The sequence below is a fragment of the Streptomyces sp. NPDC001493 genome (genome assembly GCF_053597235.1).
The window spans coordinates 171,935-196,840 of the sequence record NZ_JBSFHV010000017.1; the positions used below are offsets into that span (position 1 = coordinate 171,935).

A 24,906-nucleotide genomic window follows, 5' to 3' on the forward strand; every position below is an offset into this window, starting at 1 on the left:
GCCGTACCTTACTCAAAAGTAAGTTTACTCCGGAGTAAGGAAACGGCGTGGCCGACCACAGCAGCGGCGAGCTGACCGAGGAGCTGTCCCGGCTCGACTTCTCGGCCGTCTCGCCCGAGGAGTTCGCCCGGATCGTCAAGGGCCTGTCCGTCAAGCAGCTCGGCGAGGTGATGCACGGCGAGCTCCGCGACCGGATACTCGGCGCGGTCTTCGACCGGATGCGGCAGCAGTTCCGGCCGGACGCGGCCGGAGGGGTCACGGCACTGATCCGCTGGAAGATCACCGGTGAGACCGAGGAGGTCTACGAGACCGCCATCACCGACGGCAACTGCTCGGTCACCCGGGGCCGTTCGGCCGCCGAGCCACGCACCACGCTGGTACTGGCCGACGCCGACTTCCTCAAACTGGTCTCCGGCAACGGCAATCCGATCACCATGTTCATGATGCGCAAGCTGAAGATCGCCGGGGACGTCGGTCTGGCCGCGGGCCTCACCCGCTACTTCGACATCCCGAAGGCGTGATCCGATGAGCTTCTTCTCCCTCGCCCTGACCGAGGAACAGCGGGATCTGCGCGACTGGGTGCACGGCTTCGCCGCCGAAGTGGTGCGCCCCGCGGCGGCCGAGTGGGACGCCCGGGAGGAGACTCCCTGGCCCGTCATCCGGGAGGCCGCGCGGATCGGGCTGTACGGATTCGAGTCGCTCGCCGACATGTACGGGGACCCGACCGGCCTCTCCCTCCAGATCGCCAACGAGGAGCTCTTCTGGGGCGACGCGGGCATCGGCATGGCCCTCTTCGGTACCTCGCTCGCGGTCGCCGGGATCTTCGCCTCCGGCACTCCCGACCAGCTCGCCGAGTGGGTCCCGCAGTGCTACGGCGACGAGGACGACCCGAAGGTGGCCGCCTTCGCCGTCTCCGAGCCGCAGGCCGGCTCCGACGTCTCGGCGATGCGTACCCGGGCACGGTACGACGGGGCCAAGGACGAGTGGGTGCTCTCCGGCCAGAAGGCGTGGATCACCAACGGCGGGATCGCCGAGATCCACGTCGTCGTCGCCTCCGTCGAGCCGGAGCTCGGCGCCCGGGGCCAGGCCGCCTTCATCGTGCCGCCCGGCACCCCCGGCCTGGAGGCGGGCCGCACGGTCAAGAAGCTGGGCCTGCGCGCCTCGCACACCGCCGACCTGTTCCTGGACGACGTACGCGTACCCGGCCACTGCCTCCTCGGCGGCAAGGAGAAGCTGGACGCCCGCCTCGCCCGCGCCCGCGAGGGCGGTACGGCCCGGAAACCGTCCAAGGGCCAGGCGGCGATGGCGACCTTCGAGGTCAGCCGCCCGACCGTCGGCGCCCAGGCGCTCGGCATCGCGCGCGCCGCGTACGAGTACGCCCTGGAGTACGCGGGTCAGCGGGAGGCGTTCGGCCGCCCCATCGTGGAGAACCAGTCGATCGCGTTCGCGCTGGCCGACATCCGTACCGAGATCGAGGCGGTACGGCTGCTGATCTGGCAGGCCGCGTGGATGGGCCGCAACGACCGGGCCTTCGACGCCGGACAGGGCTCCATGTCGAAGCTGCGCGCGGGCGAACTCGCGGTCGCGGCCACGGAGAAGGCCGTACAGATCCTGGGCGGCGCGGGCTACAGCCGGGAGCACCCGGTGGAGCGGATGTACCGGGACGCGAAGATCTACACGATCTTCGAGGGCACCAGTGAGATCCAGCGGCTGGTCATCGCCCGCGCGATCACCGGGCGGCACATCCGCTGACCTGGCCGGGCTCCGGTGGCACGGCCCCGCCACCGGAGCCCACTTGTTCATCCCGCCGGCGTGAACCGCACCGGCAGGGACTCCGGTCCCCGGGTGAAGACGCCCCGCTCCACCGGGGTGAAGCCGTCCGCGAGGCGCAGGCCGGGCATCGCGTCCAGGAGCTGGCCGACGCCGGTCTCGACCTCGGCCTTGGCGAGCAGCGCGCCGACGCAGAAGTGCCGGCCGAGCGCGAAGGCCAGGTGGTCGGCGGCGGCCGAGAAGGCGGTGGTGCTGGTGAGGTCCGTGCGGAAGAGGTCGAAGCGGTCCGGGTCGCGGTAGCGGGCGTCGTCGCGGCCCGCCGAACCGATGAGGCAGGTGACCGTCGCCCCGGCCGGGACCGTGCCGCCGCTCAGCTCCACCTCCGTCGCCGTCTGGCGCATGATCATGTGGACGGGCGGGGTGAAGCGCAGTGTCTCGGCGAACGCCCGCTCGATCAGTGAGCGGTCCTCGCGGACGGCGGCGAGCTGGTCGGGGTGGGCGAGGAGGTTGGCGAAGACCGAGGCGATGGCCTTGTCGGTGGTCTCGCCCCCGGCCGCGAGCAGCAGGCTGCAGAAGGCCTTGATGTCCTCGTCGCTCATGCGTACCCCGTCGACCTCGGCGGCGCAGAGCGTGGAGAGCAGGTCGTCGCCGGGCTCCTCCCGGCGCCGCCGGATGACCGGGATCATGTACTCGGCGAACTCCCGCCGGGTCCGCTCGCCCTCGGCGGCGACCTGCGGGTCGCCCGCGAGGTTGCCGAGGAAGGCGATGACGGAGGTGTACCAGCCGTGGAAGCGGTCGTGGTCCGCCCGGTCGAGCCCGAGCATGTCGGCGATGACCAGGACGGGGAAGCGGGTGGCGAAGTCGGTGACGAGGTCGGCCTCGCCGGTGTGCCGGAAGGCGTCGATCAGTTCGCGGGCGTTGCGCTCGACGACCGGCAGGAACTTCTCCTGGAGGTCGGAGCCGCGGAAGGCGGGGGCGACCAGCGCCCGGCGGACGGCGTGGTCCCGGCCGCTGAGCTGGAGGATGGTGCGGCCGTGGACGGGTTCGAGCTGCCAGTCGTAGTTCTCGGTGGTGAACTCCTGGGCCTTGTCGCGGAAGACCCGTTCGACGTCCTCGTACCGGGAGACGAGGTAGCTGTTGGTCGCCTCGTGCCGGATCAGCGGGGCCTGCTCCCGCATGATCCGGTAGGCCCCGAAGGGGTCGGCGGCGAAGGCGGGCGAGAGAATGTCCGGCAGTGGCGACGCGGGCGATGCGTGCGACTCGTGCGGGGCGGAAGACATGTGCGCTCCTCGGTCGTGAACGGTCATCGGCGTCCAGGCTATTGACGACCACCCGCTCCCGGCACCCTTGGGAAAGACCGATGACCCTCACCTCCGGCGCCCGCCGCCCGTCCGTCCTCTTCGTCACCGATCTGGCCTACGAGGCGCGCGGCAGGCGCTACTGCGACGAGGACATCTTCCTCACCTCCCGCCTCCGCGCCCGCTTCGACCTCGCGCTCTGCCACCCCCGGGACGCGGCGGCGCTGCTGGACCGCTTCGACGGCGTGGTCGTGCGCAACAGCGGTCCGGTGCTGCACTACCCGGAGGCGTACGAGGCGTTCCGGCGGCGGGCGCTGGAGCTGGGGATACCGGTGTACAACGCGCTGGACGGCAGCGGTGACATGGCGGGCAAGCAGTACCTGGTGGACATGGACCGGGCCGGGCTGCCGGTGATCCCGACCGTGGACCGGGCCGCCGACCTGGGGCGGCTTCCGGCGGCGGAGTCGTACGCGGTGAAGCCGAAGCTGGGCGCGGACTCCGAGGGGCTGCGTTTCGTCTCCCGGCCCGAGCTGGACCCGGCGGACGACGGGACGCTGCTGGTGCAGCCCCGGATCGACTTCCGCCACGAGGTCTCCTTCTACTTCGTGGACCACGACTTCCAGTACGCGCTGTACGCCCCCGACCCGGACCGGCGGTGGGTGCTGGAGCCGTGGGAGGCGAGCGGGGCGGACCTGGAGTTCGCCCGTACGTTCGTGGAGTGGAACACCCTCAGCCACGGCATCCAGCGCGTGGACGCCTGCCGGACGGTGGAGGGCGGGCTCCTTCTGGTCGAGCTGGAGGACCTCAACCCCTTCCTCTCGCTCGACCGGGTGTCCGAGGAGGTGCGGGAGGCGTTCGTCAGCCGGATGGCCGAGTCGGTGGCGGCGATCCTCGCCTGACTCGTCCGGCTCCGTCCGGCATGCGGGCGAACGGGGCCGGTGTGAGGGTGCGAGGGTGACCACAGCCAGCAGCGAGACCGCTCCGGTGGCGCCGAGCGCCGCCGCGCCGCCCGTCCTCGACCCTCGCCGCCGCAACATCGTCTTCGCGACGATCGTGCTCGGGATCCTCCTCGCGGCGCTGGACCAGACGATCGTGGGCACGGCGCTGCCCACGATCGTCTCGGACCTCGGCGGGGCGGCCCACATGTCCTGGGTGGTCACCGCCTATCTGCTCGCCGAGACCGTCGCCACGGTGCTGGTCGGCAAGTTCGGTGACCTGTTCGGGCGCAAGCTCGTCTTCCAGGTCTCGGCGATCGTCTTCATCACCGGCTCGTTCCTCTGCGGCCTGGCCTCCAACATGCTGCTGCTGATCATCTGGCGCGGGCTGCAGGGCATCGGCGCGGGCGGCCTCATGGTGACCTCGATGGCGCTGATCGCCGACGTGATCCCGCTGCGCGAACGCGGCAAGTACCAGGGCGCGATCGGGGCCGTGTTCGGGGTGTCGACGGTCGTCGGCCCGCTGCTCGGCGGGGTGTTCACCGACCATCTGACCTGGCGCTGGGCGTTCTACGTCAATGTGCCGATCGCGATCCTGGTGGTCATCGCGGCGGCCCGGAACATCCCGTCCGTACGGGCCGCCGGCCGCCCGGTCATCGACTACCTGGGCATCGCCCTGGTGGCGGTCGGCGCGAGCGCGCTGATCCTCGGCACGAGCTGGGGCGGCAACGAGTACGCCTGGGGCTCCCCCGTCATCATCGGCCTCTTCGTCGGCGGCCTCGTCGCGCTCGCCCTGTTCGTGCGGGTGGAGAGCCGGGCCAAGGAACCGATGCTGCCGATGCGGCTCTTCCACAACCCGGTCTTCACGGTCTGCGCGATCCTGAGCTTCATCGTCGGCTTCGCGATGCTCGGGGCGATGACCTTCCTGCCCACGTACCTCCAGTACGTGGACGCGAACTCGGCGACGATCTCCGGCGTCCGCACGCTCCCGATGGTCATCGGTCTGCTGATCGCCTCGATCTTCAGCGGCAACACCGTCAGCAGGACCGGCCGGTACCGGATCTTCCCCATCGTGGGATCGCTGGTGATGGCCGCCGGGCTCTACCTGATGTCCCTGATGGGCCCGGACACCGGGGTGTTCCTGGAGTCGGTCTACATGTTCGTGCTCGGTCTCGGCATCGGGCTGTCGATGCAGGTCCTGACGATCGCCGTGCAGAACACCGTGGACTACGCGGACCTGGGTACGGCCACCTCGGGCGTGACCTTCTTCCGTACCCTGGGCAGCTCCTTCGGTACGGCGGTCTTCGGCACGATCTACGCCAACTCGCTGGAGCCGAACCTCCGGCAGGGGGTGGCCGAGGCGGCGCGGGCGGGCGGTGATCCCGCGACACTGACCGCGGCCTCACAGAACCCGGTGAGCCTGCACGCCCTGCCCGACGCCCAGTCCGCGCCGCTCGCGCAGGCGTACGCGGACACCATCCACACCGTCTTCCTCTGGACGGTGCCGGTGGCGCTGATCGGGTTCGTGGTGGCGCTGTTCCTGAAGGAGGTCAAGCTGCGGGACTCGGCGCGGGCCGGTTCGACCGACATGGGCGAGGGCTTCGCGCAGCCCATGAGCGGGAACCCGGACCGGGTCCTGGAGTTCTCGGTGGCCAAGATCCTCCACGGCGCCCGCCCGGACACGGCACGGCGGATCGTCGACGCGTCCGACACCCGGCTGGACATGGCGGGCGCCTGGGCCGTCATGCAGGTCGACCTGTTCACGCGGATGGTCGGGCACGCCGGTCTCGGGCTGATCGCGACCCGCCACCGGCTGCCCCCGGAAGTCCTCGTCCCGGTCTTCGACCGGATGATCGACGAGGGCTATCTGACCGGCGACGGACGGCTCTTCCAGCACACCGCCGCGGGCCGCCGGGAGGCCGCCACGATCACCTCCGCCTGGGCCCGGTGGCTCAACGAACGGCTGGAGGAGGACGGCGCCCGGCCCGACGACCGGCAGCTGAGGGCGGCGGTCGACGTCATCGCCAAGCAGCTCCTCGCCGAGGACCTGGCGGCCGAACTCGCCCCCGCTCCCCGAAACCACGCGCCCACCCCGGTGGGTACGGCGGTCTGACGGCCGTCCGGCGCCGGACGGCCCCCGCCGGGCGCACTCGTGGGGCTCACTCGTCGTCCGGGAACTCGCCGTCCTCGTAGACCCAGCCGCCCTCGTGGCGGACGAAGGTGCTCCGCTCGTGCATGCTGCCGGGCCGTCCGCCCTCGGTCCAGTGGGCGCGGAAGGTGACGGTGCCCGTCGTGTGGAAGGCGCTGCCCTCGGTGGTGTCCAGGATCTCCAGCCGCTCCCAGCGCGTGCCGGGGTCGAACTCGACGGCCGGCGGCCGGGTCGCCGGATGCCAGGTGCGCAGCAGATAGCCGGCGTCCCGGACGACGAAGGCCGCGTACCTGGACCGCATCAGCGCCTCGCAGGTGGGCGCGGCGGCCGTACCCGCGTGGTACCGGCCGCAGCAGGCACCGTACGGAGCCGGCAGGCCGCAGGGGCAGGGGGCGTCCGGGGTGATGCGCGGGGCGGACGGGGCGGGCGGTTTCCGGCGGGCGGTGCGTCGTGACATACGCCCATTGTCGCCGGAGACATGCGCCCCTTGTCGCCGGAGCCGGCTCCCGGGCCGCTCCCTCGGCAGCAGGGCGCCGGGATGCCCACGGCCGCCCGGCGGGCCTCACCACCGCCGCGGGGGCTCCGCCCTTCCGTCCGTCAGCCGGCGCCGTCCGCCCGCCCGGGTGGACGGCGCCCGCGCGCAGTCGGGCGATCCCGCCGGATGCGCGTACCCGTGCGCGCGGGCGCCGGTCGCGTTGTCGCCGTACACCACGACCACCGCCTCGTCGAGGACCGGGCCGCCGCAGTCGACGCAGTACGGGGGAATCGTCATCGGGCCCGCCCGGCTGCCCGTCCGGCTGTCCGCCCGGCTGCTCGTGCGGCTGTCCGTGCGTCCTCGGCCATGCCCGCACCCCTCTCGCCCTGTGCTGGATCACGCACGGTGCGTGATGCCCTAGCCCAGCATGCACCGCACGAGGGGGAGAACGCAAAGATTGCGTTCTCCGTGACTGTGCTCTGTCCACTCACGTCCCCCGCGCCCGCGTGCTGCCGGTTTGAGGTGAGGCCCCGTCACCGGCCAGACTCTCGTTACCCCCGGGAGAGGAAGGCGCACACCGTGTCGGACAGGCAGCAGACCCCGCCCCCGACCGTCAGGCTGCGGCGGCTCGCCGCCCTCCTGCGGCGGCTGCGCGCCGAGGCGGAGTTGACGCGCGAGCAGGTCGCCGGGCGCACCGGTATCAACGTCGTGACGCTGTACCGGATCGAGAAGGCACGCGCCCGCCCGCAGAAGCGGACCCTGGCGGCGTTGATGGAGGCGTACGGGGCCGGGGAGGTACAGCGCGCGGACCTGCTGGCGGCTCAGCGGCTCGCGGACGACCGGAGCCGGCTGCGGCCGTACGGCGCGGAGCCGTCCGGGACCGGCGGGTCCGCGGGGGTCGCCGGGTCCGCGGGGTTCGCCGGGTTTTCGGAGGGATACCTCGCGTACCTCGGTTTCGAGGCCGAGGCACGCACGGTGCGCGCCTACGAATCGATGTGCGTACCGGAACTGCTCCAGACCGAGCGCTACGCCCGGGCGGTGATCCGGGGCGTACGGCCCGACGCCGGGCGGGCGGAGGTCGACGAGCACGTCCGGGTGCGGATGGAACGGCGGAGCCTGCTCGCGAAGGCGGACGGCCCGACGCTCCGCGCGGTCGTGGACGAGGCCGCCGTGCGGCGGGCGGTCGGCGGGCCCGAGGTGATGCGCGAGCAGGCCGAGCACCTCGTGCGGATCGGGCGGGAGCCCGGGGTGGAGGTGCGGGTGATCCCCTTCGGCGCGGGGGCCCACGGCGGAATGGCCGGGAGCTTCGTTCACCTGGACTTCCCCGACGCGCGGGACGCGGAGCTGGTCTGGGCGGACACCCCCGCCGGTGATGTGTTCCTGGATTCGGAGGAGGAGACCCTGCGCCACCGGTCGCTGTTCGAGCGGCTGCGGGCGGTGGCCCTGGATCCCGGTGACAGCGCCGTGCTGCTGGAGGAAGCGTCCGGGTCACGGCATTCGGCGGGTTCAGGTCGCTGAGGACCCGTTGGCTCGGCAAGCGTCTGCCCCTGCTCGGCCCGTAGGTACCGGCCCCAGATCTGCGCCTTGCGGTAGGGCCCGGCCCCGGCGCAGTCGTACTGCGGTACGTCGAAGGTGACCCAGTACAGCAGCTCTCCATCGAGCGACTGGGCGTGTCCATTGGGTTCGGGTGCCCCCATGGGATCGATCGTCCCGGCGAACTCGGTCTGCCAGGGACCGTCCCAGTCCTCGGCGCGAACGACCGTGACGCGGCTGCCCGGTTCCAGCGCACCCGCCGGCCAGGTCTGGTTCAAGGGGCGGCCGAGGAGGTGTTCCACCGCCCGGCGGTCGTCCGCGTCCGCGGGAGCATGGCCGGAGTTGTCTGTCATGCCGGCCACTCTGCCCCGCATCGCTTCAGGAGCGCCACAGGATGAGGAACGGGCCGAGGCGGGAGCTCCGGAGAGAGGCGACGACGACCGGAACCGAACAGCCGCGCCGGGCGGTTCGCCTCCGGTCACGGTCGGCCGGGTCGGAGCGAGTGAGGTCAGGTCAGGTCAGGTCAGGTCAGGTCAGCAGGAAGTCTGCCTGGCCGGTCTTGGCGCCCTGGATGAAGGCGGCCATCTCGCCGGTGGAGTAGATGAGCGCCGGGCCGTCGGGGTCCGCGGACTGGCGGACGGCGACTCTGCCGTCCGCCAGCTTCATGGTCTCGACGCAATTGCCGCCGTTGCCGCCGCTCCAGGGCTTGGACCAGCCCTCGGCGCCGAGGGCGCGGGCCGGCATGCCGTTGTAGATGTCGCTCATCACAGCTCCTTGCGGAAATCCCGGAGGATGTCCTTCGTGCGTCGTGCAGTCGCGGCCTGGGCCGCCATGCGGTCCATGACCTCGAGGTAGGAAGCCACCTCGGGGCGCGTGTCGAAGTAGACGGCGCCGGTCAGGTACTCGCTGAAGACCATGTCGGGCAGCTCGGGCACGCCGAAGCGGAAGAGCACGAACGGACCGTAGGTCCCGGGGTGGTGGCCGGTCGCGAACTCCGCGATCTGCAGCGTGATGTGCGTCTGTTCGGAGGCTTCGAGAAGCTTGTCGATCTGCGCGCGCATGGCCTCGGGGGTACCGACCGGGCGCCGCAGCACCGTCTCGTCCATGACCACCCAGAGCCTCGGCGCGTCCGCCTTGGCGAGCAGGCTCTGCCGCTCCATGCGCAGGGCGACGTGCCGCTCGATGTCGTCGGGCCGGGACTGGCCGACCGCGCCGCTCAGCATCACGGAGCGGGCGTAGTCCTCGGTCTGGAGGAGTCCGGGCACGAAGTGCGGTTCGTACATGCGCAGCAGGCTCGCGGCGCCCTCCAGGCTGACGTACATGCTGAACCAGTCGGGCAGCACGTCGTGGTAACGCTGCCACCAGCCGGGCTTGTTGGCCTCCTCGGCGAGTTCGACGAAGGCGTCGGCCTCCTCCTCGCCGATCCCGTACGCGCGCAACAGGGCCTGCACGTAGGGGATCTTGAGAGCGACCTCGGCCGTCTCCATCCTGCGGACGGTGGCGGACGCGACGCGGAGCACCTTGGCCGCCTGGTCGCGGGTGAGCCCGGCACGCTCCCGCAGGTCCTGCAGGCGCCTGCCGAGGACGACCTGCCCCACGGTCGGGGCTGACCGAGGCTCGCTCACTTCGGACCTCCGATGGTCTCTTCTGTCAGCAGTGTGCCATGCGGGTGGCGACAAAGACACGGGCACTCTGCAATTTTCAGAGTGCCCCTTGCCAAGTGTCCGCGACAGGGGGAGAGTTGGTGATTGAACCAATTCACTTGGTCACGTCCGCCCCTCTCCGATGCGTCGAGGTCCGGACATGACGCGGCAACCACTGTGAGGATTCGGTCGTGGCACCTGGCAGTGCGCTCATCCCCCGTCCCGCGGGCTCCCCTTCCGGGGCTGAGGCGCTCCGTTTCCGCTTCGCCCTGCCGGCCAGACCGGCTTCGGCCGCCGGAGCGCGCAGGCTGACCAGGGACAGGCTCGCGGTCTGGAAGCTGCGGGGCGAGCTGCGCGACACTGCCGCACTCGTCGTCTCCGAGCTGGTCACCAACGCCGTCGTGCACACCGCGAGCGCGCTGGTCGTCTGCGAACTCCGGCGCCTGGACCACCTGTTGCGGATAGCGGTCCAGGACCAGGGGCGGCTCACCGGCGGCCCGAGACTGCGCGCCTCCTCCGACGACGAGCACGGGCGGGGCCTTTTCCTGGTGGACGCCCTGAGCCAGGCGTGGGGCTCCCACGACGCGGAGGACGCGTCCGGGCGGGTCGTCTGGTCGGAGCTGGCGCACGGTGCGGGGCAGCCGTGCTGAGGGACGCGCTGGTCCGGCTGCGCGGGGGCCGCCACGCCCCTCGGACCGCCGAGGACAGGACCGCCGTGGACGGGGACGGCGCGGGTCCCGCACGGGCGCGGCTGCCACTGCCGCCGGAGCTGTGCGCGAGCCTGGGGTACGACGCGGTGGGCGTCCCGGCCCGGCACGGCTTCCACCTGATGTCGCATCTCCCCCGCACCGGCTGCGTGTTCGAGGCGGCCGACGTGTGGTGGTGGATCGTGCCGGCGGGCTCCGACCAGGACCTGGACTGGCCCGAACCGGTCGCCTACGCCGCGGGGGGCTTTGTACCGGTGTCACGGCCCCGGCTCATCCACGGGCCGGACAGCAGCACCCCGTACACGCCGCCGATCCCGCTGTTCCTGATGGTGTGCCAGGTGGCCGGGGTCACGCCGAGCTGGGGAGCGCCGGGCCGCCGGCGGGCGGTCACCGCGCCCTGAGGACTCCCCGGTCCGGTACGCCGGCCCTCGGGTCCCCGGGCAGCGGCCCGCCGCCGCACGGCACTGTCAGTGGTCGGTTCCAGAATGAAGACAGCGATCGGGAGACCCGCCGCTCGGCGGGCCGTACTGGGGTTGAGGGGGCGGGGCGGATGCGGCGCTGGGAGTTGGTCGAGGGCACTGCGTCGAAGTTCTGGGAGACCGGGGCGGTCGGCGTCGCGGTCACCGTGCGGTACGGCCGCTGCGGGTCGGAGGGACGCACCCGGACGACGGAGTACGTCTCCGAGGAGGCCGCGCACGCCCAGGTGCGCAGGACCATAGCGGCGAAGGAGCGCAAGGGGTACGAAGAGGTGGCGGCGAGCGCGTCCGCGCCGATGGTGCCCGGGCCCCCGGAAGCGTCCGGGACGGTGAGCGGGGCCGCGGGGGCGACGGCGGGTGCGGACGGTGCGGCCGCGCTGCCGGACGAGGACACCTTCGAACTCCCGCTGAGCTGGCGCCGGGTGCTCTACCCCCGGAGGGGCGGCTGCGCCCGGCCGCTGAACCGGCCGGGCGAGGATGCCTTGGCACAGGTCGGGGAGCGGATCGCGGGGGAAGCCGCGTGGATCGAGCTGATCCTCACCGAGCCGGGATCGGACCCGGACCTGGTGGACGCCACCCGGGCCCATCTCGCCGGCAGCCCCTCCCCGGTCGGGGCCGCCGCACTGGCGGCCGTCGTCTCCCTCGGGGAGACCGCCCCTTCGTGCTGGGTGGACACCTGGGTGGCGGACCACGGGCTGCCGTTCGCCGCCCGGGCGGCCCAGGAGCTCCAGACGATCAAGGCGCACAGCTACCACGCCCTGGGGCGGCGGGTGAAGGGCGCGCTCAAGCGCGTCTCGCTCTCCTCGTCCCTGCACTGGCACCACGGCTCGCTGAACGTGGCGGCGCGGGCCCGCGCCCACATCGCCGCGGCCGACGAGGAGACCTACCGCGCGGTCGTGACAGCGCTCGGCGCGGCCCGCCGGGACAGCCACCAGCGGATCGCGGCCGCCTTCCTGGCCCCGAGCGAGCGGGAGTGGGTCGACGCCCTCCTGTCGGAGCCCGCCGTGCTCGCCGAGGACCACTACGTCCTGCAGCGCATGGTGCTCTGCTCGCTGACGTCGGCCGACCAGCTGGCGCGGCTGTCGTACCGCCCGGACCACACCCTCGCCGTGATCGCGACGCTCGCCGACGGCATCGGGACGGCCGTCGCACCGATGCTCCGGAAGTACCTCGACCACGGCAACCACTACGCCGAGGGCGTCAAGGCGGTCTCCGCCGCGCTCGCCGAACTCCCCACGGACGAGGCGTTCAACGTCCTGCTCCACCACAAGGAGCTGAAGCAGGTCCGCGCGGCGCTGCTCGACGCGATGCGCCGCTACCCGGTGCGGGCCCTGCGGCTGCTCTCCGCCGACGTCCGGTACAACGCCGCCACCCGGTCGCGTGCCTCGCGGCAGTTGCTGCACGCCCACATCAACACCCACCGTCCGCTGGTCTCCGCCCTGCTGCCGCGGCTGCCCGCGGACCTCGCCGAGGTCGTCGCCCCGCTGCTGAACCCGGTGTCCCGCTTCCCGGAGGCCTCCCTCGCGTCCCTGCCGCCGGTGCTCACCCGGCCACCGTGGACCCGGCCGCGCACCGGCGCGGCCACCCCGGTGAGCACCGGCGGAGCCACGCTCCCGGCCCCGGAGCTGCGCTGGCTGCCGGGCGAGGAGGAGGCGTGGGCGCGCTGTTCCACCTGGTACACCCGCCCGCAGCACGGCGGCGACTACGAGAAGGTGATCTCCTCCCAGCTCGAAGGGCTGGGCAGTACCGGCCTGCGGCCCGCGTGGATCTTCCTGCACGCGCCGGTGGAGCGCATCGCGCCGGCCCTGGCCACCTGGGCGCCGACGGACCTGTGGGACGGGGCGGACACGCTCAGACCGATCGTCGCCCGCTTCGGGATCGACGCGCTGCCGCTCCTGCTGCGTACCGTCCCCCGGCAGCCGAGCACCATGGCGGAGCTGTTCCTGCCGTTCGCGGACGCCGCCGTCGCCCGGCACATGGCGGACTGGGCGGCCCGGCTGAAGTCCACCGCCGCGACGACCCGGGCGTGGTTCGCACGGCACGGCGGTGCCGCGGCGGTGTTCCTCGTGCCGGACGCGGTCGGCAGGCCCGGCGCTCCGCGGCGGGCGGCCGAGCGGGCGCTGCTCCAGATAGCGGCGGTGCACGGCGGGGCGACGGTGCGTGAGGCCGCCGCCCGGTACGGCGCGGACGCGCTGCGCTCCGTCGAGGCGCTGCTGGTCGCCGACCCGCTGGAGCACGCGCTGCCCGCGAAGCTGCCGGTCCTGCCGAACTGGGCCGAGCCGGGGCTGCTTCCGCAGCTTCTGACGCGCAAGGGTGAAGCCCTGCCCGCCGAGGTGGTGCGCAACGCCCTGACGATGTTCGCGCTTCTTCGGCCGGGCGAGGTCTACCCGGGTGTCGCGGCGCTGCGCGAGGCCGCCGCGCCCGCTTCGCTCGCCGAGTTCGCCTGGGCGGTCTTCGAGCAGTGGCTCGACGCGCGGCTGCCGGCCAGGGAGTCCTGGGCGCTCTACGCGCTGGGCGAGGTCGGGGACGACGAGACCGTCCGGCGGCTCACGCCGGTCATCCGCGCCTGGCCGGGCGAGGGTGCGCACCACCGGGCGGTCGAGGGGCTGGACGTGCTGGCGGCCATCGGCAGCGAGGTGGCCCTGCTCCATCTGCACGGCATCGGGCAGCGGGTGAAGTTCAAGGCGCTGAAGACGCGTGCCCAGGAGAAGATCGCCGAGGTGGCCGCGGTTCTGGGCCTCACCGCCGAGCAGTTGTCCGACCGCCTGGTGCCGGACTTCGGGCTGGACGCGGACGGCTCGACGGTCGTGGACTTCGGCCCGCGCCGCTTCACCGTCGGCTTCGACGAACGCCTCGGCGCGTACGTCCTGGACGGGGCGGGGAACCGCCGGAGGGATCTGCCGGCCCCGGCGGCCCGGGACGACGGGGAGCTGGCCTCGGCGGGGCGCAAGCGGTTCCTGGCGCTGAAGAAGGACGTACGCACGGTCGCCTCCGGGCAGGTGCAGCGGCTGGAGGCCGCGATGGTCTCGGGCCGGTCCTGGACGGCGCGGGAGTTCCAGGAGCTGTTCGTCGCCCATCCGCTGGTGGGGCATCTGGTGCGGCGGCTGGTGTGGCTGAGCGAGTCGCGGGGCACGACGACCGCCTTCCGGGTCACCGAGGACCGGACGTTCACCGATGTGCGCGACAACGTTTCCGTGCTGCCCGCCGACGCGTCCGTGCGGCTGGCCCATCCGCTCCGCCTCGGCGACGAGCGGGCCGCCTGGTCGGAGCTCTTCGCCCGCCGGGAGCTGTCCCAGCCGTTCCCCCAACTGGAGCGCGCGGTCTTCGCGTTGACGGACGAGGAGCGGACGGGCAACCGGCTGGCCCGGTTCGAGGGCATCACCGTGCCCACGGTGGAGGTGCTGGGCCTGGAGCGGCGCGGCTGGGAGCGGGGCGCGCCGCAGGACGCCGGGGTGGTGGGGTGGATCTCCAAACGCCTCGGCGAGGAGCTGTACCTGGTCGTCGGGTTCTACGAGGGCATCGTGGCCGGCTCCCCGCAGGCCTTCCCCGATCAGCTGCTGGAGGCGGTCTGGCTCGGCGACCGGCCCGGGGACCACTGGCCCCACGGGGCGTACACCCACCTCTTCGGCGGCCTGGACCCGGTGACCGCGTCGGAGGTGCTCGCCGACCTGACGGCGCTCGGCGGTGTCCGGCGCGCACCGGCCGACGGCGCACCGGCCGACGGCGGTCCGGCCGGAGTGCCGGGCCGGACCGTCACGGTGGCCGGTCAGGGCTTGTCGAGGTAGGAAAGGGCAGGTCAGGGCTTGTCGAGGTAGGCCAGCTGGGGGTGGACCCTGGTGTAGGAGTCGACCAGTTCGCGGGCGACGTTGACGGAGTCCACGAGCGGGTGCAGCGCGAACGCCCGTACGGCGGCGGAGCGGGAGCCGCTGTCGGCCGCGTCGAGCACGGCGCGTTCGACGGCCTTCACGGAGGCGACGAGCCCGGCCGCGTGGAGCGGGAGCGGGCTCACCGCCACCGGGTGGGCGCCGTTCGCGTCGACCAGGCAGGGGACTTCGACCACCGCGTCGGCGTCGAGCGCCGAAAGGGTGCTGCCGTTGCGGACGTTGAGGATGAGCGAGGTGCGCTCGTTGCGGGCGACCGCTCGCATGAGGGCGAGGGCCACCTGTTCGTAGCCGCCGGCCTCCAGGTCGCTCGCGGCCCGCTCCCCCGCTCCCGCGACCTCGCGGTTCTCCGACATGTAGGTCGCCTCGCGCTCCGCGCGGGTGCGGTCCCAGGTGGCGAGGGGCGGAGTGCCCGGTTCGCGCATCCGCGCGTAGAAGCCCTGCTGCTGCTCGCGGAGGAAGGCGCCCCGGGTCAGCTCGGCCTGCTGGTAGGCGCGGACCGCTTCCCGGTTGAAGTAGTAGTAGTGCAGGTACTCGTTGGGCACGGCACCGAGCGAGCGGATCAGGTCGGTGCCGAAGAGCTTGCCCTCCTCGAAGGAGCCGAGCAGGGTGTCGTCGGCGAGCAGCCGGGGCAGTTCGTCCTGCCCGTTCACGTACAGGCCCTGGACCCAGCCGAGGTGGTTGAGGCCCGCGTAGTCGATCCAGGCGCGGTCCGGGTCGGCGCCGAGGACCCGGGCGATGCGGCGGCCGAGGCCCACGGGCGTGTCGCAGATGCCGACGACCCGGTTCCCCAGGTGCCGGGACATCGCCTCGGTCACCAGGCCCGCGGGATTGGTGAAGTTGATGACCCAGGCGTCCGGGGCGAGCCGGGCGATGCGGCGGGCGAGGTCGACGGCGACCGGAACGGTACGCAGTCCGTACGCGATGCCGCCCGCCCCGACCGTCTCCTGCCCCAGCACCCCCGCGTCCAGGGCCACCCGCTCATCGGCGGCGCGGCCGGCGAGGCCGCCGACCCGGATCGCCGAGAAGACGAAGTCGGCGCCCCGCAGGGCCTCGTCGAGGTCGGTGGTGGCCAGGACGGCGGGAGCGTCCGGCACTCCCCGGGCCTGTTCGTCCAGGACCCGGGCGACGGCCGTGAGGCGGTCGTGGTCCGTGTCGTAGAGAGTGACCCGGGAGACGCGGCCCTCGGCTTGATCGCCGAGCAGTGCCCCGTACACCAGGGGGACCCGGAATCCGCCACCGCCAAGAATTGTCAGCTTCACGCTGCTCGATGGTACGGGCCCGGCCCCGGCCCGGCGGGACGCGGGGGACGGCGGGCCGGGACTCCGGCGGAGGACGGCGGGACGGCGGGCCGGGACTCCCCGCGCGCCGTCCGCACCGGGACCGTTCGGCACGGGGCGTCCACCGGGGCGCCGGACGCCCCGGTGACCTTCGGTCAGTACCCCTTCCACCAGCTGGAGACGGCCTGCCACAGGCGGCCCGTGGCGCTCACCGTGCGCTGCTCCGGGATCACGGGGGCCGGGGCGCCGTCGGCCGGGGCCGCGGCGGCCTCCTGCCCGCCCGTCGGCCGGCCGGGGGCGCCCGCCGGCGACTGCGACGAGATCTCCCAGTCGTTGCGGGGGACGGAGCGGGCGGCCATCGACGTCATGGGTTCGTCGTCGATCTCCTGCTGCGGGCTGGGTGCGAACTGGACCGGGAGCTCGGTCAGATGGCGCGACATGATGTTGCCCATCCAGCGCAGTTCGTCCTCGCCCACCGCGAGTTCGAGGTCGGGCAGCCGCATGAGCAGCGCGTCGACGCCGACGTCCGCGATGGCGCGGCCGATGTCCTGGCCCGGGCACTCGTGGGGGCCGCCGCTGAAGGCGAGGTGGGCGCGGTTGCCCTCCATGGAGGCGCTGAGGTCCGGCCGTACGGCGGGGTCGCTGTTGGCGCCCGCGATGCTGATGAGCATGGCGTCGCCGGCCTTGATCTGCTTCCCGCCGAGCTCGGTGTCGCCGACGGCCCAGCGGCCGAAGACCGCGGAGAAGGGTGGCTCGTCCCAGAGGGTCTGCTCGACCGCCTCGGGGACGGTCATGTGGCCGCCGCTGAGCCTCGCCCGGAAGCGGGGGTCGGTCAGCACCATCCGGATCACGTTGGCGATCAGGTTGGCGGTGGACTCGTACGCCGCGATGAGCGTGAGCCGGAGGTGCTCGATGACCTCGATGTCGCTCATCCTGGCGGGGTGTTCGACGAGCCAGCTGGCGAAGTCCGACTCCGGGGCGCCCCGCCTGCGCTCGACGAGCCGGGTGAGCACGCCGACGACGTACGCGTTGCTGGTGACGGCGGTCTCGGTGCCCCGCGTCATGTCGCGGGCGGCCTGCACCAGCCGGTCGTCGTACTCCTCGGGCATGCCGAAGATCGCGCACATGACCATCATCGGCAGGTGCTCGGCGAACTGGCTGACGATGTCGGCGGTGCCCTTGAGGCAGAAGTCGTTGACGAGCCGGTTGCTGAAGCGGTTGATGTGGCGCCGCACGCCGCGGGTGTCGATCCGGGCCATGCTGTCCGTGATCGCGCCGCGCTGGCGTTCGTGGGTCGCGCCGTCCGCGAAGGCGCAGATGGGCTGGTACGTGAAGATCGGCGCGAGCGGGTGCTCCGGGCCCACGCTGCCGTCCTGCAGGGCGCGCCAGCGCCGTGAGTCGCGGGAGAACTGCGAGGGGGTGCGGGTGACGTAGAGGTTCTCGCTGTGGCCGAGGACGAGCCAGGCGGGTACGTCACCGTGGAGCAGCACCGGGGCGACGCTGCCGTGTTCGGCGCGCAGCTTCTCGTTCAGCCCGACGATGTCGTTCTCCACCTCGGCGCCGTAGTAGCGGCGCAGGCCGCCGGGGCCGAGGCCGTGGGCGGGGCATCCGGGCGGCGGGGCGTCTCCCGCAGGCGCTCCGGGTTCGTGGGAGAAGGGGGTTGTCACAGTGGCTCCAGTGATGAGGCTTTCAGGGGTCGCGCGGGAGGGCTGCGCGGGCGGGGAGGGGACACGGACCGAAGGGGGTGTCCGGCGGATCACGGCCGGGCTCACGCGCCCGGTCCCGTCCGCCGGGCACCCCCGGCGCCGCGCGGTCAGGTCGTTTCGTGAAAGTGGCGCCGTCCGCCCGGAGGGCGGGTCGGGCGGCGTCCGGTGCGTGCGGTCTCAAGGCGGAGGGTCGCCCCGCTACTGGATGTACCGGGGCGGCCCCGACGACGCGGCGAGCGTGCGGGACAGCCCTTGGGTCCGGGGCGGCCGGACGGTCCGGCCGGCCGCCCCGGACGTCATGCGAGAGGTACGGCCAGGCTGTGCAGGTAGCGCATGAGCGTCATCAGCACGTCCCGGCTGGACGCCCGAAGCCGCGCGTCGCAGTCGATCATGGGGACTTCGTCGGGCAGGTCGAGCGCCTGCCGCAACGTCTCGACCGGATGGTGCGGGGCGTCGGGAAAGGTGTTGACGGCGACGACGAACGGCACTCCGCGCTCCTCCAGGCGTCCGATGACGTCGAAGCTGGTTTCGAGGCGCCGGGTGTCGATCAGGACGACGGCGCCGAGGGCGCCCTCGAAGAGGCCGTTCCACAGGAACCAGAAACGTTCCTGGCCGGGCGTGCCGAACAGGTAGAGGATCAGTTCCTCGCTGAGGCTGATCCGGCCGAAGTCCATGGCGACGGTGGTGGCGGTCTTGCTCTCCACCCCGGCGTTGTCGTCGACGCCGACGCCGGCCTGCGTCATGGTCTCTTCGGTCGTCAGAGGCCGGATCTCGCTGACCGAACCGACCATGGTGGTCTTGCCGACCCCGAATCCACCGACGATGACGACCTTCACCGCGGCGGTGGCCGTGGTGGGCAGGACGTCCTCGGTACGGGGGCCGGTGATCGTGTCAGAGCTTCTGAAGTCCATGCATCACCGCTTCGAGAAGGGACCTGTCGGGGAGAGTGGCGCGGACGATGGGTGCGCGCGATTCGATCAGTTCGGTCGCGAGTAATTCGGTCAGGAGTGAGGTGACGACGCTGAACGGGAGGCCGAGATAGGCGGAGATCTCGGCGACTGACAGAGGTGCCTGGCAGAGCCGCAGGATCGCGGCCTGCTCGGGCTGGAACGTCGGTGAAGGTTCCGCCTGGGCGACGACCATGGTGACCAGGTCGAGCGCTGCCCGCTCGCTGCCGTCAAGATCGCCGGTGATGACGTACAGGCGCTCGGGATCGTTGAGCGCCGGGTCGGCATTGCGGCGTTCCCGTCGGGGAGCGTTCATCCGGCCTGCCCGTCGTGGCGCGGCGGGCTGGTCAGATGGGCCCCGATCCGGACGACCATGTCGCGCATCCGCGCGCCGACGAGCCCGGCGTCGACCGTCTCACCGGCCAGTACCGCGAGGTAGGCGCCGGTGCCGGCCGCCATCAGGTAGAAGAACCCACCGGTCACCTCGATGACGACGAGCTTCATCAGGCCGTCGCTGTAGGGGATTTCGGAGGCGACGGCGGCGGCCAGGCTCTGCAGTCCGGCGCAGGCCGCGGCCAGCCGGTCCCCGACGTCCGGGTCTCCGCCGTGCATGGCGATGCGCAGTCCGTCCGAGGAGAGCACCACGATCTGGTGGATGCTCGGAACGTCGTCGGCCAGCTCCTTGAGCATCCAGTCCATGTTTCCCCGCTGCTGGATCACTTGAGGTCTCCCTTGTCCCACGCGTCGTCAGAGTCTTCGCCGTTCTTCGGGTCGTGCGGCACGCCGTTGACGGCCTTGGTGAATGCCTCCAGCCAGAGGCCGGGGGGCTTCTCCTCGCCGCCCGTCCGGGCGGCGGCGTGCGGGGCGGCGCCGTTGAGCGCCCCCGGGACGCCTTCCGTGGCCGGTGCCGGGGCCTGCTGCGGGAGGTTGTGCGAGCCGAGCGGGGCGCGGCCCCTGCTGCGGCGCTGGGGCAGGCCGTTCTCGGTCCACTCGGTCACCACGGGGGCCTCGTCCTCCATGGCCGCCGCGGGCGCGGCCGGGCGCGGGGACGCAGCCGGGGAGGCGGTTGCCGAGGGCACGGGACCGGTGGCCGCGACCCTGGCCTTCCGCTTTCCCGCGGGCGGTACGACGTGCTGGAGCTGCGACATGTCCAGCGAGCTGGTGGGCCGCGAGGTGGCGCCGATGCCGTGGGCGATGCCGGGCGCGGGTCCGGTGGTGATCATGTCCCGGGGCACGATGAGTACGGCCCGCACGCCGCCGTACGCGGACTGGCGCAGCGATACCTGGAGTTGGTACATGCGCGACAGCCGGCCGACGACCGCCATGCCGAGGCGGGGGGACTCCCCGAGGTCGTTCATGTTGATGCCGGCCTGGGCCTGGGCGAGCATGTTCTCGGCCCGGGCCCGGGCCTCCTCGCTGAGGCTGACGCCGCCGTCCTCGATCTCGATCGCGATACCCGTCTGCACCTCGACCGCGGTGACGTGCACCCGGGTCTGGGGCGGGGAGTAGCGCGTGGCGTTGTCGAGGAGTTCGGCGCAGGCGTGGATGAGCGGCTCGACCGAGGTGCCGACGATGGCGACCTTGGCAATCGAGTGCAGATCGACGCGCTGGTACTCCAGGATGCGGGACATCGCACCCCGCAGCACGCTGAACAGCGGTACGGGCTTGGGCCACTGGCGGCTGGGGCGGGCACCGCCGAGCACGGCGATGGAGTCGGCGAGGCGGCCGATCAGCGCGGTGCCGTGGTCGATGCGGAGCAGGTCGTCGAAGACCTCGGGGTTGCGCCCGTAGTGGTCCTCCATCTCCCGCAGTTCGCTCGCCTGACGGTGGACGATGGCCTGCACGCGCCGGGCGACACTGACGAAGGCGCGCTGCGCGGAGTCACGCCGGGCCTCCTCGTCGTCGATGATCTGCAGGACGGTGTAGACGAGGCGCCGCAGCGCCTTGGGGAGGTTGCGGTAGGACTCGTCCCCGTCCACCACCTCCCGCATGACTTCTTCGGGCGAGTTGCTCGCGCGCAGCATCCTGATGGCGGAGGGCATCAGTTCCTTGGTGAGCCGCACGGTCTCTTCGTCGTGTGCGGCGATGCGCAATTCGAGCTGGGCGATGCGCTGTTCGTACTTCGCGCGCAGGACGCGTGTCTCGCACCGTCGCCGGTTCAGTGCGACGGCGAGCGCACCGACCACGACGGCGGCGAGCGCGCCGCTCACGGCGAGTGGTATCCGCGCGGCGTCCGTGACCAGGGTGACGCCCAGCGCGGAGGCGCCGACGACCAGCGCGACGGGCAGGAGGAGTACACGGACGACGGGGATCCGTCGGTCGGTCGGTGGTGATTCAACACGGACCATCTAAAAACCCTCTGGCGGTTGATTCCGGGATGTATGCCCACAGGTGCTGACACTCATGAACATGTGCGCGAATTGGTGCCAACTCGGCTTCACTGCGCGTGAGCTTAGCCAGATCAGATCAGGGGGTCGGCACATTCACCCAACGCCCTGCGCGCGGACTCCAGGGGGAATACACTCACCAGTTTTCCCACTCAACGCTTCCGGACGTGCGCGGACAGTGACGAATTGCGTCAGGGAGGCAGGATTCCGGGCCTCCGTCCCGCACAGTGGTACGAAGATGTACGGAGCACCACGGGAACGGACCGTAATCATCTCGGGTGACCCGGCCCCTTCGTGAGCCAACGAGGGCGGGGCTGCCGCAGGATCCGCGGTCGAGGCTCTAAGCTCGCCGCCGGGAGGGCCTCACCCGGTCGTCCCGCAGAGCAGTACGTACGCACACACACTCGAAGTGGATCGAAAGGGGCGGATTCCCGCCCCGCGGAAGAGTGGCGGGCAAAGTCGCCCGGTTTGACGGCCGGTGAGGATCGCCCGCGCCTCCGTACGGCCGCGGCGAGAACCGGATGAGAGCGGGCACCCCATGGCATCGGCGCCGGGTTACACCATCGAGTCGCTGGACACCGGTCTGCGGCTGATGCGGCTGTTCCTGACCCATGACACGCTCACCGTCAGCGAGGCCGCCGAACTGCTGGAGGTGGGGCGTTCCACCGCCCACCGGGTGCTCGCCACGCTGGAGGGACGGGGGTTCGCCGGACGCGACGCCACGGGACGGGGCTACTCGGCGGGGCCGGAACTGATGCGGCTGGGCCGTCCCGCGGGGTTCGGTACGGCGGTCCGGGAGCGGGTGGCCCGTGTTCTGGAGGACGCGGTCCGGCGCACCGGGGAGACCGTGCAGGCGGTGGCGCTGATCGGGGACCGGATCATCGTCACGGACGGGCGGGAGTCCCCGCATCCGGTGCGGGTGCGGCCGGGGACGGGCCTGACCCACCCGGCCCACGCGACGGCGGGGGGCAAGATGCTGCTCGCGCTGATGACGCCCGATCAGGTCGGCGCCCTCTGTCCGGACGAGGAACTGGAGCCGGTCACCGCGCGCACGACCGTCTCGCGGACGGCGCTGCTGGCGGAGCTGGACCGGGTCCGCGCCCGGGGGTACGCGCTGAGCAGCGGCGAGTCGGCGCCGGGCATGAACGCCGTCGCGGTGCCGCTCGCCGGTTGGGGCCCGCGCGACCGGCTCGCCCTGGTGGCCTCGGTCCCCGCCGACCGTGGCGGCGAGGCCGAGTTGGCCGAACACGCGGTGCGGCTGCGGCAGTCGGCGGCGGCGCTGGAACAGCCGGCCGCCGGCTGACCGCACCGGCACCGGCACCGGCACCGGCACCGGCACCGAGGAGTGGAGCAGTCGGGGCTCAGCGCCCGGCGCCGCCGAGGCGCCCCTCCAACTGCACCAGCAGCTCGCTGAGCTGGGCGCTGAGGCGGTCGCGCGTCGGCTCGTCCAGGCCGGCCAGCACCGAGCGCTCGTAGGCGAGTTGCTGGGGCAGCAGCCGGTCGACCAGGCCGCGTCCCTCCTCGGTGAGGCGGACGTGGGCGACCCTGCGGTCCCGGTCGTCGCTCCGGCGCTCGACGAGACCGCGTTCCTGGAGGGCGCGCAGCCGTTTGGTGACGGCGGCCCCGGAGGAGAAGGTCTCCCTGGCCAGTTCGCCGGGGGTGAGCTCACGGCCCGTCCGGCGCACCGCGCCGAGCAGGTCGAACTCCGCGCGGTTGAGTCCGGCGGCGCGCAGCGGGGCGTCCTCGGCCTGCTGGAGGAGGGCCGCACAGCGGTTGATCCGGCCGATCAGCTCCATCGGCCCGGTGTCGAGACCGGGGCTCACCGCCTGCCACTGGCGTACCACCGAGGCCACGATGTCGTCGCTCACACCGCTCCGTTCTCCGGGGCGAGGGAGATGAGCCCCTGCCGTTGTGCCGTCGCGGCGAGCGTACGGTGTCCGGCCCGCTCAGCCGCGACGAGGTCCTCCTCCGGCAGGGCGCGCTGCCACCACTCCCCGGCGGCGGTGTCGCCCGCCTCGCGCAGCTCGACCAGCGAGGCGGTGAGCCCGCGGCGGGAGGCGTCGAGGGCGGCAGGGTCCGCGGTGGCGTCGGCGAGGACGCGTACGGCGTGGGCGCGGGCCCGCTCGGTGGCCTCCAGCGCGCGTTCGACCCGGCCGGTGGCCCGGCGGTTGGTGACCAGTACGGCGGCGAGGAACCCGACGGCCGCTCCGACCACGGTGTCGATGACCCGGTCGCCGATGAGTTCTCCTGCGGGGTGGGTCCCGCCGAACTCGATGACCAGGAGCGCCATCGGGGTGACCGCGACCGAGCCGAGCCAGTAGTTGCGGGTGATGAGGGCCTCGGCGGCGAAGTTGAAGCAGAGGACGCAGAGGATCAGCAGCAGCGGGCTCACCCGGGTGAGCGGGAGGACCGCGGCGAAGACGAGTACGCCGAGCAGATTGCCCAGCGTCCGCTGGAGGGCCCGGTTCCAGGAGAGGGTGACGTTGGCCTGGTAGAGCGAGGCGGCGGTGACGATGGCCCAGTAGGGGCGGCCGACGCCGAGCGCCTCGCAGACGTATCCGGCGAGGGCGCAGCCGATGAGGGTACGGACGGCGATGGGCAGCACGTGGGAGCCGGGGCCGAGGCGGCGCAGCAGCTCGCCCCGGTTCGTCCGGGCCCGGCGGCCGGCGCGCTCGGCGTCGATGCCGTAGAGCTCCGCGGTGGTGCCGGGGGCGGCGGGCGGCGTCGGGACGGGCCCGCGGGCCCGGGTCAGCGCGGCCCACTCGCGCAGCTGCGCGGGGTCGGCGGCGGCGCGGTGACCGGCCGGGGAGCTTTCGGCGAGCGCGGCCTCGGCGTGCACGACGAGGCGTTCCAGCGCCCGGCGGGCGGGTGTGGCGCGGCCGGAGGCGAGCAGGGTCTGCCAGGCTCCGTGGACGGCCGCGGCGGCGGCGCCGCGGGTCCGCGGACCGGGGTCGGCGACGCAGGCGGCGGCCGCGTCCAGGGCCCGCGCGGTGGCGCGGCGTTCGGGTCCTTCGCGGCGCAGCAGGGCGGGGCCCACGGTGACGCACCAGGAGAAGGCACCGGCGGCGAGCGTGAGCGCGAGGTGTCCGGGCACCTGGCCGAGATGCTGGGGCGCGAAGAGGGCTGCGGAGGTGACGAAGGTGAAGATCACGTGTCCGGGCGGCCCGATGCGCGAGGCGTCGCAGAGCGCCTTCTGCACGGCGGCGAGCAGGGCGCCGACGGCGATGAGGATCGCGGTGGAGTCGGTGAGCGAGCCCGCGATCAGCGATACGGCCAGCCCGGCGAGCATCCCGAGGACGACGCGCACGACGGTCCCGGCGCGGCGGGCGTACGGGAGGGCGTGCCCGTACAGCGCGCAGAGCGAGCCGGCCATCGTGTACATCACGAGGTCCAGCCGGTCCACGGCGAAGAGCAGCAGGTTCGGTACGAGGGAGGCGACGACCACGCTCAGCGCCGGCTTGAACCAGGTGTCCGAGGGGTGGTTGAGGCGGAGTGCCGCCTTCAGGGGGAGTCTGCGGACGGATGGGCGCCGGGGAACGATGGTTGTCTCACTCACCCATTTACTTTAACAGGTATTACACCTGTAAAAGATTCCGCGTGGAAGGGCGGCCGCTCCGGTGTGCCTAAAGCGTGTTGCAGAAGCCTGCGCTGCGGGTATTTCTCCTGTATGGGTGGGGTGTTGCGGGCTGAGGCGTTGTGGGTTGAAACGTTCACCGGGC

22 protein-coding genes are annotated in these 24,906 nt (G+C 72.5%); 9 read left to right on the plus strand and 13 right to left on the minus strand.

Annotation, left to right across the window (positions count from 1 at the left end; genetic code table 11):
- The first annotated feature begins 47 nt into the window (after positions 1 to 47).
- On the plus strand, positions 48 to 521 hold the full coding sequence (locus tag ACWCWD_RS24065) for an SCP2 sterol-binding domain-containing protein (RefSeq protein ID WP_450775455.1): 474 nt from the start codon (positions 48 to 50) through the stop codon (positions 519 to 521).
- Between the two features lie 4 nt (positions 522 to 525).
- Positions 526 to 1,752, plus strand: coding sequence for an acyl-CoA dehydrogenase family protein (locus tag ACWCWD_RS24070; RefSeq protein ID WP_450775457.1), 1,227 nt, complete (start codon positions 526 to 528; stop codon positions 1,750 to 1,752).
- Positions 1,753 to 1,799: 47 nt separating this feature from the next.
- Here ACWCWD_RS24070 and ACWCWD_RS24075 read toward each other — a convergent pair whose 3' ends face one another.
- The gene (locus ACWCWD_RS24075) at positions 1,800 to 3,050 is read right to left on the minus strand and encodes a cytochrome P450 (protein ID WP_450775459.1); all 1,251 of its coding nucleotides are present in this window, start codon (positions 3,048 to 3,050) and stop codon (positions 1,800 to 1,802) included.
- Between the two features lie 80 nt (positions 3,051 to 3,130).
- Here ACWCWD_RS24075 and ACWCWD_RS24080 point away from each other — a divergent pair, with 80 nt between their 5' ends.
- Positions 3,131 to 3,967, plus strand: coding sequence for a hypothetical protein (locus tag ACWCWD_RS24080; protein ID WP_450775461.1), 837 nt, complete (start codon positions 3,131 to 3,133; stop codon positions 3,965 to 3,967).
- Between the two features lie 55 nt (positions 3,968 to 4,022).
- On the plus strand, positions 4,023 to 6,116 hold the full coding sequence (locus ACWCWD_RS24085) for an MDR family MFS transporter (RefSeq protein ID WP_450775462.1): 2,094 nt from the start codon (positions 4,023 to 4,025) through the stop codon (positions 6,114 to 6,116).
- Positions 6,117 to 6,162: 46 nt separating this feature from the next.
- On the opposite strand, the gene ACWCWD_RS24090 is transcribed toward ACWCWD_RS24085, so the two are convergent.
- Positions 6,163 to 6,609, minus strand: coding sequence for a YchJ family protein (locus ACWCWD_RS24090; protein ID WP_450775464.1), 447 nt, complete (start codon positions 6,607 to 6,609; stop codon positions 6,163 to 6,165).
- A 105-nt stretch (positions 6,610 to 6,714) separates the two neighbouring features.
- Positions 6,715 to 6,924 (minus strand): hypothetical protein, encoded by a 210-nt coding sequence (locus ACWCWD_RS24095; RefSeq protein ID WP_450775466.1) that lies wholly within the window; start codon positions 6,922 to 6,924, stop codon positions 6,715 to 6,717.
- Positions 6,925 to 7,206: 282 nt separating this feature from the next.
- Here ACWCWD_RS24095 and ACWCWD_RS24100 point away from each other — a divergent pair, with 282 nt between their 5' ends.
- Complete coding sequence (locus ACWCWD_RS24100) at positions 7,207 to 8,145, plus strand: helix-turn-helix domain-containing protein (RefSeq protein WP_450775468.1); 939 nt, start codon at positions 7,207 to 7,209, stop codon at positions 8,143 to 8,145.
- A gap of 543 nt (positions 8,146 to 8,688) precedes the next feature.
- Here ACWCWD_RS24100 and ACWCWD_RS24105 read toward each other — a convergent pair.
- Both ACWCWD_RS24105 and ACWCWD_RS24110 read right to left on the minus strand, forming a co-directional pair.
- The gene (locus tag ACWCWD_RS24105) at positions 8,689 to 8,925 is read right to left on the minus strand and encodes a DUF397 domain-containing protein (RefSeq protein ID WP_450775470.1); all 237 of its coding nucleotides are present in this window, start codon (positions 8,923 to 8,925) and stop codon (positions 8,689 to 8,691) included.
- On the minus strand, positions 8,925 to 9,785 hold the full coding sequence (locus ACWCWD_RS24110) for a helix-turn-helix domain-containing protein (protein ID WP_450775471.1): 861 nt from the start codon (positions 9,783 to 9,785) through the stop codon (positions 8,925 to 8,927). Before ACWCWD_RS24110 ends, ACWCWD_RS24105 begins: the two co-directional genes overlap by 1 nt.
- A 209-nt stretch (positions 9,786 to 9,994) precedes the next feature.
- Between ACWCWD_RS24110 and ACWCWD_RS24115 the strand changes: the two genes are divergently transcribed.
- The 3 genes from ACWCWD_RS24115 to ACWCWD_RS24125 all read left to right on the plus strand — a co-directional run bounded on the left by ACWCWD_RS24115 (position 9,995) and on the right by ACWCWD_RS24125 (position 14,771).
- Entirely contained in the window at positions 9,995 to 10,453 is a 459-nt protein-coding gene (locus ACWCWD_RS24115; RefSeq protein ID WP_450775473.1) for an ATP-binding protein, read from the plus strand.
- Complete coding sequence (locus ACWCWD_RS24120; RefSeq protein ID WP_450775475.1) at positions 10,447 to 10,911, plus strand: hypothetical protein; 465 nt, start codon at positions 10,447 to 10,449, stop codon at positions 10,909 to 10,911. The genes ACWCWD_RS24115 and ACWCWD_RS24120 overlap by 7 nt, the downstream gene beginning before the upstream one ends.
- Before the next feature lie 149 nt (positions 10,912 to 11,060).
- Positions 11,061 to 14,771: a DUF4132 domain-containing protein gene (locus tag ACWCWD_RS24125; RefSeq protein ID WP_450775477.1), complete on the plus strand. Its 3,711-nt coding sequence runs from the start codon at positions 11,061 to 11,063 to the stop codon at positions 14,769 to 14,771.
- 11 nt (positions 14,772 to 14,782) lie between these two features.
- Here the strand turns inward: ACWCWD_RS24125 and ACWCWD_RS24130 are convergent, their stop codons facing one another.
- The 6 genes from ACWCWD_RS24130 to ACWCWD_RS24155 all read right to left on the minus strand — a co-directional run bounded on the left by ACWCWD_RS24130 (position 14,783) and on the right by ACWCWD_RS24155 (position 21,148).
- Positions 14,783 to 16,129 (minus strand): 6-phospho-beta-glucosidase, encoded by a 1,347-nt coding sequence (locus ACWCWD_RS24130; protein WP_450775479.1) that lies wholly within the window; start codon positions 16,127 to 16,129, stop codon positions 14,783 to 14,785.
- 173 nt (positions 16,130 to 16,302) lie between these two features.
- Positions 16,303 to 17,814 (minus strand): cytochrome P450, encoded by a 1,512-nt coding sequence (locus ACWCWD_RS24135; protein ID WP_450775481.1) that lies wholly within the window; start codon positions 17,812 to 17,814, stop codon positions 16,303 to 16,305.
- Between the two features lie 335 nt (positions 17,815 to 18,149).
- Positions 18,150 to 18,764: a GTP-binding protein gene (locus ACWCWD_RS24140; protein ID WP_450775483.1), complete on the minus strand. Its 615-nt coding sequence runs from the start codon at positions 18,762 to 18,764 to the stop codon at positions 18,150 to 18,152.
- Positions 18,745 to 19,116, minus strand: a complete 372-nt coding sequence (locus ACWCWD_RS24145; protein ID WP_266711909.1) for a DUF742 domain-containing protein — start codon at positions 19,114 to 19,116, stop codon at positions 18,745 to 18,747. Before ACWCWD_RS24145 ends, ACWCWD_RS24140 begins: the two co-directional genes overlap by 20 nt.
- Positions 19,113 to 19,520 carry a roadblock/LC7 domain-containing protein gene (locus ACWCWD_RS24150; RefSeq protein ID WP_275491019.1) on the minus strand — a complete coding sequence of 136 codons (408 nt, stop codon included), beginning with the start codon at positions 19,518 to 19,520 and terminating at the stop codon, positions 19,113 to 19,115. The genes ACWCWD_RS24145 and ACWCWD_RS24150 overlap by 4 nt, the downstream gene beginning before the upstream one ends.
- On the minus strand, positions 19,517 to 21,148 hold the full coding sequence (locus tag ACWCWD_RS24155; protein ID WP_450775486.1) for a sensor histidine kinase: 1,632 nt from the start codon (positions 21,146 to 21,148) through the stop codon (positions 19,517 to 19,519). The genes ACWCWD_RS24150 and ACWCWD_RS24155 overlap by 4 nt, the downstream gene beginning before the upstream one ends.
- 577 nt (positions 21,149 to 21,725) lie before the next feature.
- Between ACWCWD_RS24155 and ACWCWD_RS24160 the strand changes: the two genes are divergently transcribed.
- The gene (locus ACWCWD_RS24160) at positions 21,726 to 22,490 is read left to right on the plus strand and encodes an IclR family transcriptional regulator (RefSeq protein ID WP_450775488.1); all 765 of its coding nucleotides are present in this window, start codon (positions 21,726 to 21,728) and stop codon (positions 22,488 to 22,490) included.
- Positions 22,491 to 22,548: 58 nt separating this feature from the next.
- Here ACWCWD_RS24160 and ACWCWD_RS24165 read toward each other — a convergent pair whose 3' ends face one another.
- Both ACWCWD_RS24165 and ACWCWD_RS24170 read right to left on the minus strand, forming a co-directional pair.
- On the minus strand, positions 22,549 to 23,055 hold the full coding sequence (locus ACWCWD_RS24165; RefSeq protein ID WP_450775490.1) for a MarR family winged helix-turn-helix transcriptional regulator: 507 nt from the start codon (positions 23,053 to 23,055) through the stop codon (positions 22,549 to 22,551).
- The gene (locus tag ACWCWD_RS24170; protein WP_450775492.1) at positions 23,052 to 24,743 is read right to left on the minus strand and encodes an FUSC family protein; all 1,692 of its coding nucleotides are present in this window, start codon (positions 24,741 to 24,743) and stop codon (positions 23,052 to 23,054) included. The genes ACWCWD_RS24165 and ACWCWD_RS24170 overlap by 4 nt, the downstream gene beginning before the upstream one ends.
- Positions 24,744 to 24,906 lie beyond the last annotated feature (163 nt).